A 16811-nucleotide genomic window follows, 5' to 3' on the forward strand; every position below is an offset into this window, starting at 1 on the left:
GGCGGTCTATGAATCCCGTTCTTCGAGCGTAACCAGTCCGAGACGCTTGAAACCGGCGGCGTTGATCCGGCCCATGAGTTTCATCATGGTGCCGTAGTCCGCGTCCTGGTCCCCGCGCACATAGATACGTTCCTCGTAGCCGTTGGCAGCGATGGCCTCCAGCTTCGCGACGATTTCATCCATCGCGATTTCGGTTTCCTGAATGAAGATCTGACCCTGCGAGTTGACCGAAATCGTTATCGGCTCAGTGTCGCCCTCGAGGGCCTTGGCCCGGGTTTCTGGCAGATCAATCGGCACGCCGACGGTGAGCAGAGGCGCTGCGACCATGAAAATGATCAAAAGCACCAGCATGACGTCGACAAACGGCGTGACGTTGATTTCGCTGACGGGCTGATGTCTGCGGCGACGGCGGCGACGGCGCCCGCCGCTCTCGCCACCACCTGCGGCCTGCATGCCCATGGCTTACGACCTTTCGTCGATCTGACGGGACAGGATCGCCGAGAACTCGTCCGCGAACCCTTCCATCCGCGCGACGGCCTGCCCGGCATCGGCAATCAGCTTGTTGTAGGCGATAACCGCCGGGATAGCCGCGAGAAGGCCAAGGGCAGTTGCAAAGAGTGCCTCCGCGATACCCGGAGCAACGACGGCCAGATTGGTGCTTTCCGACGCAGCAATCGCCTGGAAAGCCGTCATGATCCCCCAAACCGTACCGAAAAGACCGATAAACGGTGCAGCAGAGCCCACAGTTGCCAGAATGAGCAGCTTGCGTTCCAGACGCTCCGCCTCGCGCTGGATCGTGAGGTCCATGACGCGGTCGATGCGCTGCTGCAAACTTCCAATCGCGGGACGCGGGCCTTCGTGACTACGCTTCCATTCGCGCATGGCGGCAACGAACAATGCAGCCATCGCATGGTTCGCGCGGCTTTGCAGGGTGCCATAGAGTTCTTCCAGCGATTTTCCGGACCAGAACACGGTTTCGAAGCGGTTTATCTGCCGCCGCGTCCTTGCGAACAGCAGCGTCTTGTCGACGATGATCGCCCAGCACCAAATGGAGGCGCCAATCAAGCCAAGCATCACGATCTTGACGACGATATGCGCTTCCCAAAACAGCGCGAAGAACGAGATGTCGCCCTCCTGGGCTGCCAACGTCGTCTGGACGAGTTCATTCATGAAACAAAGAACCTCTTAGGCATGTCTGGATGCCGGGAAAACTGGCCGACGGCCTCTCCGCGCCTGCTTTCCAGCCGGTTGAGACATTCGCCTCTGTGCTTGGCGATTTTGGCAAAACTAGGGTTTTCGCGCATTTAGATCGCCAAGGTGCAAATCAGCCGGAGCGGACGTCAGATCCAGCGTACAACAGAATCAATTATGGTTACCCAAGCCTTAAGAAACGGTCTCCAGGCGCCGAGTAATTGAAAATTCTGTCGTCGTGATCGTGACAGTAGTCGCCCTACCCGGCGTTGCCGGGCCGGCATAGGCCGGCGAGACGGTCCTGATGTACAGCCGGAAGGCGTGTCGGCCGGCCGTCGGCCGTAATCACGGCAACCATGACGTCCGCCTCTACCAGAAGCTCGCCTTGGCGCGCGATGGTTTGCAGCAGTTCGATCCGGGCCCCTCTCTGGGACACAAGCCTCGTGCGCACTTCCAGAAGATCGTCGATTGTAGCCGGACGGTGAAACTCGAGCCCCATTCGACGTACCGCAAAGGCCAGCGAAGAACCGTCATTCCCCGCCTTCAGCTGTGCATGATGAATGCCCGCGAGACGAAGAAAATCGGAGCGACCGCGCTCAAAGAAACGCACGTAGCTGCCGTGGTACACGATCCCTGTAAAGTCGGTATCCTCGTAATAAACGCGTACCGGAAGAACGTGTTCGCCATCGGTCATGCGACCGGAAAGATCGGGCCAGTCGGTCACTGCCAGTTTCCTGAATTCATCGCTGTCGGCATCAAATAGCAGGAGGCCCCACCGCATGACAAATGCAATGGGGCCTCCCTTGTCTTCCGTGAAATCCTATCAGGCCGCAGCGACCTGCGAGAGGAAGCTCTCGACCGAGTTCCGCAGGATTTCCGCCTGTTTCTTCATTTCAAGCGTAGCTTCACGCATGTGCTTCGCTGAAGTCGAATTCTCGACAACGTCGCTGTTCAGCGATGCAACAGCCGAGGAAACGTTCAACGTACCCTGAGCTGCCTCTGCGACGTTCCTCGAGATCTCGTTGGTCGCGGAGCCCTGCTGCTGAACCGCATCCGCGATCGTTGCAGTGTAGTTGTTGACCTCATCCATCGACGTCGACACCAGCGCGATCTCTTCAACAGCTTCTGAAGTCGATGCCTGAATAGCGGCAATCTGCGTGGAGATTTCCTCGGTCGCCTTTGCCGTCTGACCAGCGAGCGACTTGACCTCGGAGGCCACAACCGCAAACCCGCGGCCGGCTTCGCCCGCTCGCGCGGCTTCGATAGTCGCGTTCAATGCCAGCAGGTTGGTCTGTTCGGCAATCTCGGAAATCAGCGATACGACATCCCCGATCCGGTTGGCAGCTTCGGCAAGGCCGGCGATCTTCTGGTTCGAAGACTGAGTATTCGTCGTGGTGCGCAGAACGATTTCGGCGGTGGTTTCAACCTGACGAGAGATTTCGGAGATCGATGCATTCAGTTCTTCTGTCGCCGACGCAACCGCCTGCACGTTGGAAGAAGCGTTCTCCGAGTCGCCAACGGCTTCCGATCCACGCGTTGCCGCGGATATCGAGCGCTCGTTCAGCATGGACGACAGCTCCTCGACGCGGTGGATATTGTCCTCCACCGCAGAAAGGACGGTCTGGGCCTCTGCGCGGAAGCTGCTGATCAACGCATCGATCTGCTTCTCGCGTTTTTCGCGGGCAATGTGTCCAACCTTGCGATCGGCAGCCAGACGTTCGCGCTCAATCGAGTTCGCCTTGAAGATATCGATGCAGCGTGCCATCTCGCCGATCTCGTCCTTGCGATCCGTCGCATGGATAGCAACATCGACGTCCCCGTCTGCAACCTGTCGGGCAACTTCAGACAGTGTCTTGAGCGGGGCAAACATCCGTACGGTGAGCCACCAGATCACGCCGACGACCGGCAGCATGCACAGGATGCCGGAAATGATCGCACCGATGGTGATCTTGTTAGCGGCACTGCTCAATTCGCCTTGTTCCACCGCTTCGATAACACCGAAGGGGTGATCCATGACGGTTCCGTTCGCACGCGAATACCGGAACTCGACATCGTCGATTGTCATCAGACCGCTTGATGCTGCCGCAGTACCGGCATCAAAGGTCCGGGCGGCTTTGCCATCTTCTCCGACCTGCACAATCGAACCCGACGAATCCGCGAGGAAGATGCGTTCGCTCTCTCCCTGACCGCTGCTGTCGTTGAGCAGAACCGCCATGCGCTCCATGTTGACCTCAAGGCCAACGGCACCAAAGAAACGATCCAGGTAGAAAACGGGAGCTGCAAGAACGAGACTGATCTTGCCGTCTGCGCCCGTAATGATGCCCGAAGAATACAGCTGTCCACCCTGCAGCGTCCCTGCATTGTTCGCAGCGATGACCGGCGCCATGGCCTTGGCAAACGGATTGCCGGATATTTGCGGATCGCTCACCGGTCGGGCGAACTCATCGCCCTTGCTGTATGAATAGGTGATATTTCCGTCAGGATCCGCAATCGCAACATCCGAGAACTGTCCCTGGGCTATGAGCGCCGTGTAGGCCTCATGAACGATCTTGTGGTTGTTCACGTAGTAGTTCTTGGCATCCGGTTCGACCAGAAGATGGCGCTGACCAGCGGGATGAGGGTTATCCTCGACGAAGATCTTGCGAAGCGTATCGGTCTGACCTTCCTTCAGGTTTTTCCAGCCGACCGTCGTCTTCATCAAGCTATCCTTGGCATCTGCCAGGGATGCGAAGAACCTCGCACTTTCGCTAACCTGGGCAAACGCCAGTTCAAGTGTCTTGCGCTTTCCGAGCGTCGCGCCCTTCAATGCCGTATCGGCCTGTTGGTTTGCGACACCGCTTGCCAGATTGGACGTAACCGCCACGATGGCGACACACATCGTGAGCGTTCCAGCCAGGAACATAAGCGCCAACTTCGTTGATAGGCGTTTGCGAATCATGCTTCCCCCCAAAGAGTTTGGAATAGCAATGACTCCGCTTCACAAATTTTTGCTTAATTTGCGTGCATACAATTTGAAATTATCAAGTCGGCTCAGTCATCTGGCTGAAATAGTCCCAATTGTGGCGCATCCGGGCCGGAGGGAACAGCAAGGCCCAGGTGCTCGAAGGCGAGCGGTGTCAGCACCCGGCCCCGTGGTGTCCGCTGTAAAAATCCGTTCTGGATCAGGTACGGTTCGACGATCTCTTCAATGGCATCACGCGGCTCGGAGAGGGCTGCCGCAATGGTTTCGATCCCAACCGGCCCGCCGCCGAAATTCAGCGCAATCTGATTGAGATATCGACGATCTAGGCTGTCGAGACCTGCTCCGTCCACTTCAAGCTGGGAGAGCGCGCGGTCCGCAAGTTCCCTGTCGACGCGGTCGACACCCGCAACCACAGCAAAGTCACGAACCCGCCTCAAAAGCCGGCCCGCGATGCGTGGTGTACCGCGCGAGCGCTTGGCAATTTCATGGGCGCCGTCCGCGGCCATGCCAACACCGAGAATCTGTGCGCCGCGCTTCACGATGTGTTCCAGTTCCGGGATCGTATAGAACTGGAGGCGAACCGGAATACCGAAGCGGTCGCGCAAAGGCGTGGTCAGAAGCCCAAGCCGGGTCGTCGCTGCGACGAGCGTGAATTTCGCCAGGTCGATCTTCACGGAGCGCGCAGCTGGGCCTTCTCCGATGATGAGATCGAGCTGGTAGTCCTCCATTGCCGGGTAGAGAACCTCTTCCACCGCCGGGTTCAGACGGTGAATTTCATCGATGAACAGGACATCGCGCTCTTCGAGATTGGTCAGCAGAGCGGCAAGGTCCCCGGCCTTGGCGATCACGGGCCCGGACGTCGCGCGAAAATTCACACCCAGCTCACGCGCCATGATCTGCGCCAGCGTTGTCTTTCCCAGACCTGGAGGGCCTACGAACAGGACATGATCAAGCGCTTCACCTCGCGCCTTGGCCGCCTCGATGAAGATTTTCAGGTTTGCCCGCGCCTGAGCCTGACCGACAAAGTCATCGAGCGCCTGCGGCCGCATCGTACTGTCAATCTCGTCGCCGCGGATCTCCGGCGTCACTATGCGCGTGTCATCCGACATGGCTTACGACCACCAGCAACAGGACGAGAAGAAAAACGGAATAAGCGACGCGGAACGCGAAGAACTTACGGAACTGCTTGCGAACATAGGGATCGTCGGTCTCTACCTTCCGGCCCTTCACCGCGTAGTTCCGGCCATCAACGGCAAGCGCAAACTGGTGATCGATATACATGATCCCGCCCATGCCGAGCACGAAGAACACGACGGCAATGAGGATGAACGTAACGGCGGTCATTGTGCGAGTTCCTTGAGGCCAAGCCGGATGAGTGTTTCAGTGCTGGCATCTTCGCCGGCCGATTGGATGGCTCGCGCAACAGCCGCACTCGCCTGTGGCTGGCCATAGCCCAGATTGGTCAGAGCCGAAACGGCTTCCGCCACCGGGCGGACAGCAACGTTATCCTTCACCGTCTGCGACACGGAGATCGTTTCCGCGTCAACGCTGGCATAGCTTGGAGCCTTGTCCTTGAGCTCAGAGATGATGCGCTCTGCCACCCGCTTGCCGACACCCGGAGCACGGGAAATCGTGGCCTTGTCGCCCAGCGCAATGGCGTTGGCGATTTCGCTCGCCTTGAGAATACCAAGGATTGCCAGAGCCACCTTCGCACCAACACCCTGAACTGTCATCAGCAGGCGGAACCACTCGCGGCCGGTATCATCGGAGAAGCCGTAGAGGCGAATCAGATCTTCGCGAACCAGCGTCTCGATGGAAAGGACAGCCGCTTCCCCGGCACGTGGCAGCGACTGCAGAACACGCGAGGGACAATGCACCTGGTAGCCGACACCATGTACGTCGAGGATAACGTAGTCCTCGCCGTAGCTGTCGATCGTCCCCTTGAGCTTACCGATCATGCTGCCCCCACCTGAGCCAGTCTGCCTGTTGTCGTTCCGCGATGATGCGCATGGCAGATGGCTATGGCCAGCGCATCGGCCGCATCATCCGTATCGAAGGTCGCGCGCGGCATCAGGATCTTGACCATGGCCCTGATCTGTTCTTTCTCCGCGTGCCCCGTCCCGACGACGGTCTTCTTGACAAGGTTGGGTGCATATTCCGCGACGGCCAGCCCGGCAAGCGCGGGAACAAGCAGCGCAATGCCTCTCGCCTGTCCGAGTTTCAAGGTCGCACCTGCATCCTTGTTGACGAATGTATGCTCGACAGCTGCTTCCATCGGCGCCTGCAGCTCGACCACGCGCGCAAGCCCGTTGTGAAGCTCGACAAGGCGCTCGGCAAGGGAACCCTTGTTGTTGGACGTCACCGTACCGGAAGCAATGAAGGTCAGCCGGTTGCCGATCGCCTCGATCACGCCCCAGCCCGTACGCCGCAACCCCGGATCAATTCCGAGAACTCGAATCGCATGTGTCATGGAACAAACCGGTAACAAAACTTGAGCGTTGACGCCAGCGAATGAGGCCTTTACCGAAGCTGCCTTGTTCTTTTCCCACGCCTTGCGACCTCAGGCACGTCATGTTCGACATTTTTGCATCCTACACGCCCCAACTCATGACGCTTCTCTGCGTCATCCTTTTTGTGGCGGGTGTCGTGCGAGGCTTTGCCGGTTTCGGAGCCGGGATGATTTTCATGCCGATTGCGACCAGCCTGATCTTCCCGCCGACCGCGGCAGCAAGCTTCCTGTTCCTCGACTTCGTGATCGCCATGCCGCTGGTCGTGCGCGCCGTGCGAATTTGTGATTGGGGTACGATCCTGCCCGCCGTTGCTGCATCGGTGATCTTCGTACACGCAGGGACCTGGTTTCTGGCGAATGGCGATGTCCTTATGCTGCGCTGGATCATCTTTTTCATCGTGACCGGCTTGCTACTGCTGCTGGCCTCAGGCTGGAGGTATCACAGCCGACCGACGAGACCGGTCTCATTTGGCGTCGGAGCCGTCGCAGGCGTTCTGGGTGGCATCAGCCAGGTTTCCGGCCCGCCAGTTGTTGCCTTCTGGCTGGCGAGCGCGAAGGAACCGATGATCGTCAGGGCCAATCTGATTGTCTTTTTTGCGCTGGCCAGCGTCGGCACGATCGTGGCCTACCTCATCAATGGCTTCTTTACGATAGAAGTTGTCCATCTGCTTCTGCCTGCGATCCCGGCCTACGGCATCGGTCTGTACCTGGGCTCGAAAGGTTTCGGCAAGGCAGATCCGAAGCTTTATCGCAGGATCGCCTATTCGCTGATCGCGCTGGCGGCGATCTCCAGCATGCCGGCTCTTGACCCCTGGCTGCGTTAGGGGTCAACCGCCAGTGTAGCCTGCCACTTTTGGCATTTCTGTAGGATCAGACGCTCGAACTCGGCCTCGAAGAAGTCGCGGCTGTCTGACGCCTGGGCAAGAACGGCCATGGCCACGATGATTGTGTCGACTGCTTCCTCGCGTACATCGGCAACTGAAAGCCCCTTGTAGGCGGTACCCGGGGCTCCGGTTGCCGAAAGGACGGCCTGAGCCACCTCACCTGCTTCCTCGCACAGCTTGAGGGCACGTTCCTGTAAAGTCTTTGGATCTGCTGCAGTCAGATCGAAAATCTCGCTCAGCACGTTTCTGTCTCCCAACAAAAAACCCCGGCCTGAGCCGGGGTCTTGATCATTCTGCCTTATCGATCAGGCAAGAGCCGCCATGGTCTCGTCGTCGATGTCGAAGTTGGCGTAGACGTTCTGCACGTCGTCGTCATCTTCCAGCATGTCGATGAGTTTCATGATGGTCTGCGCCTTGTCGGCGTCGACGGGCGTCAGGTTCTGCGGCTTCCAGATGATCTTGGTCGAGTCAGCTTCACCCAGAGCGCTTTCCAGTGCAGCAGACACTTCGTTGAGGTCTTCGAACGCCGTATAGATCGTGTGGCCGCCTTCATCGGACTGGACGTCCTCTGCACCAGCCTCGATCGCGGCTTCCAGAACCGCATCAGCTTCACCGGCTTCCGGCTTGTAAACGATCTCGCCGACGCGGTCGAACATGAAGGAAACCGAGCCGGTTTCACCGAGGGAACCGCCGCACTTGGTGAAATAGGAGCGGATGTTGGACGCCGAACGATTGCGGTTGTCTGTCAGTGCCTCGACAACAACGGCAACGCCAGCCGGACCGTAACCCTCGTAGCGGATTTCCTCATATGTGTCGGCGTCACCGGCCTGCGACTTGTTGATCGCACGCTGGATGTTGTCCTTCGGCATGGACTGAGCCTTGGCGTTCTGGACGGCCAGACGCAGGCGCGGGTTGGATGCCGGATCCGGATCGCCCATCTTGGCGGCGACGGTGATTTCCTTGGACAGCTTGGAGAACATCTTGGACCGGACCGCATCCTGACGGCCTTTGCGGTGCATGATGTTTTTGAATTTTGAATGTCCTGCCATGGGTCTTCTCGGCTTGGTGCGGATGTCTCTTGAAAAATCTGCGACGCTTATAGGCAAAGCCGCCAGCAAAATCCAGCGGCTCGCGTCGCACTTGTGAGGTAGGTCAAAGGTTCCAGAACGGCGGAATAACCGGTTCGAGGTGCCCGCCGATGCGCACCGGCGCGACGCGCTCCGCGAGTCCCGTCCGGTCATTGGTCTCGAAGGCAACGCCGGAAATGGTGGCTTCGCCTTCGGCGGGGGTAAACCGGCCGCCCGGAATCTTGCGCTGGAAACGGTTGACCGGCTCTTCCTTGTCCATACCCAGTACGCTGTCGTAGCAACCGCACATGCCCGCATCGGTCATGTACGCGGTTCCGCCGGGCAGGATCTGGTGATCGGCCGTCGGGACATGCGTATGCGTTCCCACAACGAGGCTGACGCGACCGTCGAGAAAATGGCCCATTGCCTGTTTCTCGCTGGTGGCCTCCGCATGCACGTCGATAATGATTGCATCTGCAACGGCACCAAGGGGACAGTCGTCGACGACACGTTCGATGGCTGCGAATGGGTCATCAAGCGCATCCATGTAGACGCGGCCCATCACATTGGCGACCATCACTTGAGCCCCATTGCGGGCGGTGAAGAGATGCGCTCCTCGACCGGGCGTACCTGACGGAAAATTGACCGGACGAAGCAGCCGGTCCTGACGCTCGATGTAAACCAGAGTGTCGCGCTGATCCCAGACGTGGTTGCCCGTGGTGACCACGTCGGCACCCGCATCCAGCACGTCCTGAAGGATCTGCTCGGTAATGCCGAACCCAGCCGCGGCGTTCTCGCCATTGACCACAACGAAGTCGAGCTGCTGATCCTCGACAATTGCCGGAAGCTGTTCGATCACAGCCGTTCGACCGGTGCGCCCGACCAGGTCGCCGAGAAATAAGAGCTTCATGACCGTCCTTGAGATTCAAACCGGCGGAACCCCGCCTCCGTCAATATGCCGTCAAGCCGCTTGTCGTGGGGTTCAGCAGGTATAGGACCAACTTCCTGAACACAATAGGCAAGGCCAATGCAGGTTATGCCGCCCTGCTGCTCGAGCGCTGCAATGGTGATGTCGTAATGTCCCTTGCCATAGCCGATCCGGTTCCCGCGATCATCGAACGCTGCCAATGGCATCAGGAGAACATCCGGCCGGACCTCTGGTGAAGCCGGGCCGGGACCAAAGGTACCGAACCCCGCAGACTCCATTTCACTGTCACGGTTGAGTTCCCGAAAGATGAGATGCGGGTCGGAGACGATGGGCAGACAAAGGCGCAGCCCTCTCCGGCGCAGGGCGTCCATAAGCGGCCTAGGGTCGATCTCGTCACGGATGGGCCAGAAACCCGCAACCATCGCGCCAGCTGGCAGATCGAGGTCGTCGGCAAAATCGGCAAGCGCCAGAGACGCCTCGACGCGGATAACAGGATCAAGCTCACCGCGGCGCTTCAGCACATCCCGGCGAAGCTTGTCTTTCTGCGCAGCAAGGGATGTGTCCTCAACCGTCATGGCAACTCGCTTCTGCTGTGTCTGCCGGAAACAATGACGGCCGCCCGACCGTTGGAATTGGCAATCCCGGGAAACCTACAGTGTAGGTGGGCGCCGTGTGCAACAGACCACGGTCCGAAGCAGGGACAGCTCCCAAAGGAATGCGTAAGGCCCCGGGGATAGTGGTTCCTGACGTATCGCGCAGCCGCGACACTCATATAGCCTCAGTCAAACGGGATTGCCAGTGTGGGGCGGCACAAGACGAGGCCGTCGCAAGAGATCAGTTGGATTTCAGGCTCTTGCTCAGGCCCTGCGCCAGAGCCTCGATCTTGGCGGCCGCTTCATCGACCGCGGCAACAACCGATTTTTCGGCCCGGCTCTGCCCTTCCTGAAGCACTGCCTGCGCTTCTTGAGCCGATGCCAATTCTTCTTCGGCCCGCGCGAGTCGGCGCTCCATTTCAGTTAGCTGATCGGTCGCCATGATGCCTGCCATCACGGTCAGGCGCTGGTCACCGATCTCGCCAAACGCCCCGCGCAGTTCATCGATCCAACCGTTGAACCGGGCAGCAAGCTTCTCCAGACGCTCTTCCTCGCCATCGTCACACGCCATGCGGAAGGAACGGCCGTTGATCGTTACATTCACTTGAGCCATGAGCCGTCAGCCCCCGTGCGCATCAAGAACATTGCGGATGGTCTCCATTGCTGAAACCAGGCGCCGCGACACATCCTTGTTCGCGCTCTCGAGCCTGTTGGCACGTGCTTCAACCTTGTCCAGATCATTGGCAAGTCTGGAGCGATCCTCGCCCAATCGCTGCAAGTCCTGCTGAAGGTCATTCAAGCTGCGGTCCGCGTGAATGCGCCGTTCCACGGAAACTTCGAGACTTCCGACAGCCTTGGTCAGTCGAAGCAAGGCAGCATCCAGGTCGCTTGAAGTCTCCGTCATCTACTCTTGCATCCCATCCGAACGCTCCGGCCTCGGCACGAAGTCATCAAGCCTTTTACATTCAGGACCGTCCCGTAGCCAATATCCGCTTTATGAGCCTGGCGCCCTTGAAGGACGGATCATCAAAGCGCCGCTCTTCAGTTGAAGCAGCTTGAAAGCAAGACGACAGAAGCCCTTGGGGGAGTTCGTTCCCAATCACTCGAAATAGACTGATTTCCTCAAGAGTAGGCAACCGGCATTCCACCCGTCAATGCCAGCATTGACAGAATCCTCAGTTCGATTTCCGCGGAATGTGACGAGAAACCTCAGTCCCGCTTTATTGACTCGTACAATGTTCCTGATATTTGTCGGGCGCCTTCCGGACCGACGAAAGTTCAAGTCCTGCCGCGCCGCAAGACAAACGACTGCAAACACAAGTAGTTGCTGTCCGGATCAGGTCAAAGGGATTCATCAGGCGAGCCGCCGAAGCAAGCTACGGGACAAATATGACCGACCTTGAAAAACACCAGCGCATGGCAAATGCGATCCGCTTCCTTGCCATCGATGCAGTGGAAAAAGCCAAGTCCGGCCATCCCGGCCTGCCCATGGGCGCCGCCGATATCGCCACGGTCCTGTTCACCGAATTCCTGAAATTCGACCCGACCGCCCCGAACTGGTCGGACCGCGACCGCTTCGTGCTTTCGGCCGGTCACGGCTCGATGCTCCTCTACAGCCTGCTCTACCTTCTCGGCTACGAGGACTTCAGCCTCGACGAGCTGAAGAATTTCCGCCAGATCGGCGCACGTACAGCCGGCCACCCGGAATACGGCCACGGCGCGGGCATCGAAACCACCACGGGCCCGCTCGGCCAGGGGCTGGGCAATGCCGTCGGCATGGCGATCGCAGAGCGTCTGCAGGCAGACCGCTTCGGCACCGACATTGTCGACCATTTCACCTATGTGCTTGCCGGTGACGGCTGCCTGATGGAGGGCATCAGCCAGGAAGCCCTTTCCCTCGCCGGTCACCTGAAGCTGAACAAGCTTATCGTCATCTGGGACGACAACGGCATCTCGATCGACGGCGCCGTGTCGATCACCGACAGCACCGACCAGATCGCCCGCTTTGCAGCATCCGGCTGGAACACCATCTCGATCGACGGCCATGACCCGGCAGCTATCGCAAGCGCAATCCGCCAGGCCCAGGCCAGCGACAGCCCGACACTGATTGCGGCGAAGACCACGATCGGCTTCGGTTCGCCGAAGAAGGCCGGCACCAACGGCGTTCACGGCTCCCCGCTCGGCGCCGATGAAGTGGCAGCAACGCGCGTGGCTCTGAACTGGTCGCACGAGCCATTCGAAGTCCCGAGCGACATCCTCGATGCATGGCGTATTGCAGGCCTTCGTTCTGCCCACGCTCACAAGGATTGGGAAAAGCGGTTTGCCGCCAAGGACGCAGAGACCCGCGCCGAGTTCGAACGCCGCAATCGCGGCGACCTGCCGGCTGGTTTCGAGGCAGCCGTTCAGGCCTACAAGAAGCAGCTCGCCGAAGACAAGCCGACCATGGCGACCCGCAAGGCCTCCGAAGCGGTTCTGGGCGTCATCAACGAGGTGATCCCCGAAACCATCGGCGGCTCTGCTGACCTCACCGGTTCGAACAATACCAAGACCAAACAGACCCTTCCGGTCACCCCGGAGGACTTCTCTGGTCGTTACATTCACTGGGGCATCCGCGAACACGGCATGGCGGCAGCCATGAACGGCATGGCGCTCCATGGCGGCCTGATTCCCTATTCCGGCGGCTTCCTGATCTTCTCCGATTACTGCCGTCCGTCCATCCGTCTGGCTGCCCTCATGAACCAGCGCGTCATTCATGTGATGACACACGATTCGATTGGCCTCGGCGAAGATGGTCCGACCCACCAGCCGGTTGAGCATTTCGCGGCCCTGCGGGCGATCCCGAACCTCAACTTCTTCCGTCCGGCTGACGTCACCGAGACGCTGGAGTGTTGGCAGCTTGCTCTCGAGGCCAAGGACACACCATCGGTCCTCGCACTTACGCGCCAGAACCTGGCAGCACAGCGCACCTCCTACGAAGAGGAAAACCGCTGCGCCTATGGCGCCTATGTCCTGATCGACAGTGACGATGACGCTGCTGTGACCATTTTTGCTTCCGGCTCGGAAGTCGAGATCGCGGCAGCGGCCCACAAGGCCCTGAGCGAAGCCGGCATCGCCGCGCGTGTGATCTCCGTCCCGAGTTTCGAACTCTTCGAAACGCAGTCGGACGACTACAAGGCCTCCGTCATCGGAAACAGCCCGGTCAAGATCGCCGTTGAAGCCGGAATCCGCATGGGTTGGGACCGCTTCATTGGCAACGACGGCATCTTTGTTGGCATGACCGGTTTCGGCGCCAGCGGCCCCTACCAGGAGCTCTACGAGCATTTCGGCATCACCTCCGATGCCATCGTCGCCGCCGCCAAGGCCAAGCTCGACGCCTAAGCTACTACGACAAAGCCGCTTGCGCCTTCCCGCAAGCGGCTACCGCGGAAAGTCCCCTAAAGACTTTCCATCCCGGCCACCGAACGTGGCCCTTGACCCGGCGCTTATGGGATGCGCCGCAAAATGCGGGAGTGGAATATGGTGACCAAGGTAGCAATCAACGGATTTGGCCGAATTGGCCGCAACGTTCTGCGTGCCATCATCGAGTCCGGTCGGACCGACATCGAAGTTGTCGGTATCAACGACCTGGGCCCGGTCGAGACCAACGCCCACCTGCTGCGCTATGACAGCGTCCATGGCCGTTTTCCGGCCGAAGTCACTGTGAACGGCGACACAATCTCGATCAACGGCGGCAACCCGATCAAGGTCACCGCGGTCCGCGACCCCAAGGAACTGCCGTGGGGAGAACTCGGCGTCGACGTTGCCATGGAATGCACCGGCATCTTCGCCGACAAGGAGAAGGCTTCCGCTCACCTCACGGCTGGCGCGAAGCGCGTGCTCGTGTCTGCCCCGGCAACCGGCGCCGACAAGACCATCGTTTATGGCGTCAACCACGACAGCCTCACCAAGGAAGACCTCGTCGTCTCCAACGCTTCCTGCACCACAAACTGCCTCTCCCCGGTCGCCAAGGTCCTGCATGAGACTGTCGGTATCGAGAAGGGCATGATGACGACGATCCACTCCTACACCGGCGACCAGCCGACGCTGGATACCATGCACAAGGACCTGTACCGCGGCCGTGCTGCAGCCATGTCCATGATCCCGACGTCCACCGGCGCAGCAAAGGCCGTCGGCCTTGTTCTCCCGGAACTCAACGGCAAGCTGGATGGCTTCGCAATGCGCGTTCCGACCCCGAACGTTTCGGTCGTAGACCTGAAGTTCATCGCCAAGCGTGCGACCTCCGTCGACGAGATCAACTCCGCCATCAAGGCTGCCGCTCACGGCGCACTGAAGGGCGTACTTGGCTACACCGAGGACAAGAACGTCTCGATCGACTTCAACCACGACCCGCACTCGTCCATCTTCCACATGGACCAGACCAAGGTGATGGACGGCACTCTTGTTTCGGTTCTGTCCTGGTACGACAACGAATGGGGCTTCTCCAACCGCATGTCCGACACGGCCATCGCGATGGCAAAGCTCATCTAACATGATGGCCGGATGATCCATCATCCCTGACTGTCAGGCGGATGCGGATTTCCCGCATCCGCCTTTTTAGTGCCCTTCGCAGCAGGAAGACCAATTTGCTCGAACTTCTTACCGTCATTTCACTGACCGTCGTCGTTGCGGTCGTACCCGGCCCCGACTTCGCGGTGGTCCTGCGCAACTCTCTTGTCGGAGGACGCATGGCCGGCCTCATGACCGCCCTGGGAATTGCCCTCGCGCTTGGCGTTCACGTCACTTACGCCTTGGCAGGAATCGGGCTGATCGTCTCCCAGTCGATCCTGCTCTTCAATGCACTGAAACTGATCGGCGCGGCCTATCTCGTCTTCCTTGGCGTGACGATGTACGGAACCGCCTCTCGCGATTTGCCTGCGGAAGGCACGACGAGCACCATCTCGCCGCTCAAGGCCCTGCGCTGGGGCTTCTTCACCAACGTGACCAACCCGAAGGCGACCATGTTCGCGATGAGCGTGTTCCTGCAGGTCACTTCGCCGCAGACGCCGCTCTGGACCCAGATCGGTTACGGCGTGATCATGGCCGGTGGGGTCTTCCTCTGGTTCGTACTGGTGACCATGGTCTCCACCCTCGCACCGGTCCGGCAGGCCTTCATGCGCATGAAACTCTGGATGGAGCGTACCTTTGGCGTGCTCCTGACCCTGATTGGAATCGGAATCGCCGCCACCACAAGTTCCTCACGTCCCTGAAGGAAGGATTGTCTGACCCATGTCGTTTAAAACTCTCGACGACCTTGCAAACATCGCCGGCCAACGTACCCTCGTCCGCGTTGACTTGAACGTTCCGATGGATGGCACCACGGTCACCGACACCACGCGTATCGAGCGCGTTCTCCCGACGATCCGTGAACTGAGCGAAAAAGGCGCGAAGGTCATCCTCCTCGCCCACTTCGGCCGTCCGAAGGGCGAGCGCGTCGAGAGCATGTCGCTTGCACCGGTTGCACCGGCTGTCGCAAAATTGCTCGGCAAGCCTGTCGCATTTGCGGACGATTGCATCGGCGAAACCGCGGCCTCGGCCATCGCGGCTTTATCCGATGGCGACGTGCTTCTCCTAGAAAACACCCGCTACCACAAAGGCGAGGAAAAGAACGATCCTGAATTCGCCAAAGCCCTTGCCGCCAATGGCGATGTCTACGTCAATGACGCCTTCTCTGCGGCGCACCGTGCCCACGGCTCGACCGAAGGCATTGCCAATCTGCTTCCGTCCTATGCCGGCCGGACGATGCAGGCAGAGCTGGAGGCCCTTGGCTCGGCACTCGGCGAGCCCAAGCGGCCGGTCCTTGCGGTTGTCGGCGGCGCCAAGGTGTCCTCGAAAATCGACCTGCTCGACAATCTTGTCGGCAAGGTCGATATGCTTGTGATCGGTGGCGGCATGGCCAACACCTTCCTCGCCGCAAAGGGTGTCAATGTCGGCAAGTCGCTGTGCGAGCATGACCTGGCCGACACTGCCCGCAAAATCATGGCAACTGCAGAGAAGGCCGGTTGCGAAATCGTGCTGCCCCTCGACGCCGTTGTCGCGCGCGAATTCAAGGCCGGCGCCGATAATGAAACCGTCGGCCTCGATGCAATCCCCGCAGACGCCATGATGCTGGACGTAGGCGCAGCGTCCATCGACGTCGTTAAGGAAAAGATCGACGCTGCGAATACGCTCGTCTGGAACGGACCACTCGGCGCCTTCGAGATCGATCCCTTCGACAAGGCGACAGTCGCTGCTGCCCGTCACGCGGCACAAAGGACAAAGGCAGGTGAGCTCAACTCCGTTGCAGGTGGTGGCGACACCGTCGCCGCTCTGAACCACGCCGGCGTGGCCGATGATTTCTCCTATGTCTCGACCGCAGGAGGAGCTTTCCTGGAGTGGCTGGAAGGCAAGGAGCTTCCTGGCGTCAAGGCACTCGAAGCCTGATAGAGTATTGACCTGCGCCGCGAGTGGGCATTTGCTCAGCGGCGCAGGTTACCCGGAAAATTTAATTTGACGTCCAAATTAAAGATAGCTCGATTTTCCCGGAACTATTTGGAATTTAATTGATTTAACTCCTGGCTCCCCGCCTTCCAAAAGCATCACTATTTGATAGAACACGGGCAACTTGATGCAGTGCAGGATCGAAAGGGCCCCGTAGGCCC

The 16811-nt window shown here is 59.4% G+C and carries 19 protein-coding genes and 1 other RNA gene; 5 read left to right on the forward strand and 15 right to left on the reverse strand.

Annotated elements, in window-relative coordinates; translation table 11 throughout:
* Positions 1-6: 6 nt before the first annotated feature.
* The 8 genes from tolR to ruvC all read right to left on the reverse strand — a co-directional run bounded on the left by tolR (position 7) and on the right by ruvC (position 6623).
* Positions 7-459, reverse strand: coding sequence for a protein TolR (gene tolR, locus ACN0SY_RS10440; RefSeq protein ID WP_417687016.1), 453 nt, complete (start codon positions 457-459; stop codon positions 7-9).
* Positions 460-462: 3 nt separating this feature from the next.
* Complete coding sequence (gene tolQ, locus ACN0SY_RS10445) at positions 463-1170, reverse strand: protein TolQ (RefSeq protein ID WP_417687018.1); 708 nt, start codon at positions 1168-1170, stop codon at positions 463-465.
* 280 nt (positions 1171-1450) lie between these two features.
* A complete protein-coding gene (gene ybgC, locus ACN0SY_RS10450) occupies positions 1451-1915 on the reverse strand; it encodes a tol-pal system-associated acyl-CoA thioesterase (RefSeq protein WP_417687019.1) in 465 nt (154 codons plus the stop codon).
* 99 nt (positions 1916-2014) lie between these two features.
* Positions 2015-4129 carry a methyl-accepting chemotaxis protein gene (locus ACN0SY_RS10455; RefSeq protein WP_417687021.1) on the reverse strand — a complete coding sequence of 705 codons (2115 nt, stop codon included), beginning with the start codon at positions 4127-4129 and terminating at the stop codon, positions 2015-2017.
* 92 nt (positions 4130-4221) lie between these two features.
* Positions 4222-5262: a Holliday junction branch migration DNA helicase RuvB gene (ruvB, locus tag ACN0SY_RS10460; RefSeq protein WP_417687023.1), complete on the reverse strand. Its 1041-nt coding sequence runs from the start codon at positions 5260-5262 to the stop codon at positions 4222-4224.
* Complete coding sequence (locus ACN0SY_RS10465) at positions 5252-5497, reverse strand: endonuclease (RefSeq protein ID WP_417687025.1); 246 nt, start codon at positions 5495-5497, stop codon at positions 5252-5254. Before ACN0SY_RS10465 ends, ruvB begins: the two co-directional genes overlap by 11 nt.
* Positions 5494-6111: a Holliday junction branch migration protein RuvA gene (gene ruvA, locus ACN0SY_RS10470; RefSeq protein ID WP_417687027.1), complete on the reverse strand. Its 618-nt coding sequence runs from the start codon at positions 6109-6111 to the stop codon at positions 5494-5496. The genes ACN0SY_RS10465 and ruvA overlap by 4 nt, the downstream gene beginning before the upstream one ends.
* The gene (ruvC, locus tag ACN0SY_RS10475; RefSeq protein WP_417687029.1) at positions 6108-6623 is read right to left on the reverse strand and encodes a crossover junction endodeoxyribonuclease RuvC; all 516 of its coding nucleotides are present in this window, start codon (positions 6621-6623) and stop codon (positions 6108-6110) included. The genes ruvA and ruvC overlap by 4 nt, the downstream gene beginning before the upstream one ends.
* 101 nt (positions 6624-6724) lie before the next feature.
* On the opposite strand from ruvC, the gene ACN0SY_RS10480 reads away from it, so the two are divergent.
* Positions 6725-7486 (forward strand): sulfite exporter TauE/SafE family protein, encoded by a 762-nt coding sequence (locus tag ACN0SY_RS10480; RefSeq protein ID WP_417687031.1) that lies wholly within the window; start codon positions 6725-6727, stop codon positions 7484-7486.
* Here ACN0SY_RS10480 and ACN0SY_RS10485 read toward each other — a convergent pair.
* The 7 genes from ACN0SY_RS10485 to ACN0SY_RS10515 all read right to left on the reverse strand — a co-directional run bounded on the left by ACN0SY_RS10485 (position 7483) and on the right by ACN0SY_RS10515 (position 11038).
* Entirely contained in the window at positions 7483-7788 is a 306-nt protein-coding gene (locus ACN0SY_RS10485; protein WP_417687032.1) for a MazG-like family protein, read from the reverse strand. The two genes, ACN0SY_RS10480 and ACN0SY_RS10485, sit on opposite strands and share 4 nt — an antisense overlap.
* Before the next feature lie 63 nt (positions 7789-7851).
* Positions 7852-8595, reverse strand: a complete 744-nt coding sequence (locus tag ACN0SY_RS10490; RefSeq protein ID WP_417687034.1) for a YebC/PmpR family DNA-binding transcriptional regulator — start codon at positions 8593-8595, stop codon at positions 7852-7854.
* A 103-nt stretch (positions 8596-8698) separates the two neighbouring features.
* Positions 8699-9523 carry a TIGR00282 family metallophosphoesterase gene (locus ACN0SY_RS10495; protein ID WP_417687035.1) on the reverse strand — a complete coding sequence of 275 codons (825 nt, stop codon included), beginning with the start codon at positions 9521-9523 and terminating at the stop codon, positions 8699-8701.
* Positions 9520-10116 carry a 5-formyltetrahydrofolate cyclo-ligase gene (locus ACN0SY_RS10500; protein ID WP_417687037.1) on the reverse strand — a complete coding sequence of 199 codons (597 nt, stop codon included), beginning with the start codon at positions 10114-10116 and terminating at the stop codon, positions 9520-9522. The genes ACN0SY_RS10495 and ACN0SY_RS10500 overlap by 4 nt, the downstream gene beginning before the upstream one ends.
* Positions 10117-10149: 33 nt before the next feature.
* A non-coding RNA gene (gene ssrS / locus ACN0SY_RS10505) (6S RNA) lies at positions 10150-10306 on the reverse strand.
* Between the two features lie 69 nt (positions 10307-10375).
* A complete protein-coding gene (locus ACN0SY_RS10510) occupies positions 10376-10747 on the reverse strand; it encodes a cell division protein ZapA (RefSeq protein WP_417687039.1) in 372 nt (123 codons plus the stop codon).
* A 6-nt stretch (positions 10748-10753) separates the two neighbouring features.
* Complete coding sequence (locus ACN0SY_RS10515) at positions 10754-11038, reverse strand: DUF4164 domain-containing protein (RefSeq protein WP_417687041.1); 285 nt, start codon at positions 11036-11038, stop codon at positions 10754-10756.
* A 485-nt stretch (positions 11039-11523) separates the two neighbouring features.
* Between ACN0SY_RS10515 and tkt the strand changes: the two genes are divergently transcribed.
* The 4 genes from tkt (at position 11524) to ACN0SY_RS10535 (ending at position 16593) form a co-directional block, all read left to right on the forward strand.
* On the forward strand, positions 11524-13512 hold the full coding sequence (gene tkt, locus ACN0SY_RS10520; protein WP_417687043.1) for a transketolase: 1989 nt from the start codon (positions 11524-11526) through the stop codon (positions 13510-13512).
* Positions 13513-13650: 138 nt separating this feature from the next.
* The gene (gene gap, locus ACN0SY_RS10525; protein ID WP_417687045.1) at positions 13651-14661 is read left to right on the forward strand and encodes a type I glyceraldehyde-3-phosphate dehydrogenase; all 1011 of its coding nucleotides are present in this window, start codon (positions 13651-13653) and stop codon (positions 14659-14661) included.
* A gap of 95 nt (positions 14662-14756) precedes the next feature.
* The gene (locus ACN0SY_RS10530; protein WP_417687047.1) at positions 14757-15380 is read left to right on the forward strand and encodes a LysE family translocator; all 624 of its coding nucleotides are present in this window, start codon (positions 14757-14759) and stop codon (positions 15378-15380) included.
* Positions 15381-15399: 19 nt separating this feature from the next.
* On the forward strand, positions 15400-16593 hold the full coding sequence (locus ACN0SY_RS10535) for a phosphoglycerate kinase (protein ID WP_417687049.1): 1194 nt from the start codon (positions 15400-15402) through the stop codon (positions 16591-16593).
* Positions 16594-16811: the final 218 nt, after the last annotated feature.

Origin of the sequence: Roseibium sp. (assembly GCF_048261595.1) — a bacterium.
In the GTDB taxonomy this organism is placed as follows: domain Bacteria; phylum Pseudomonadota; class Alphaproteobacteria; order Rhizobiales; family Stappiaceae; genus Roseibium.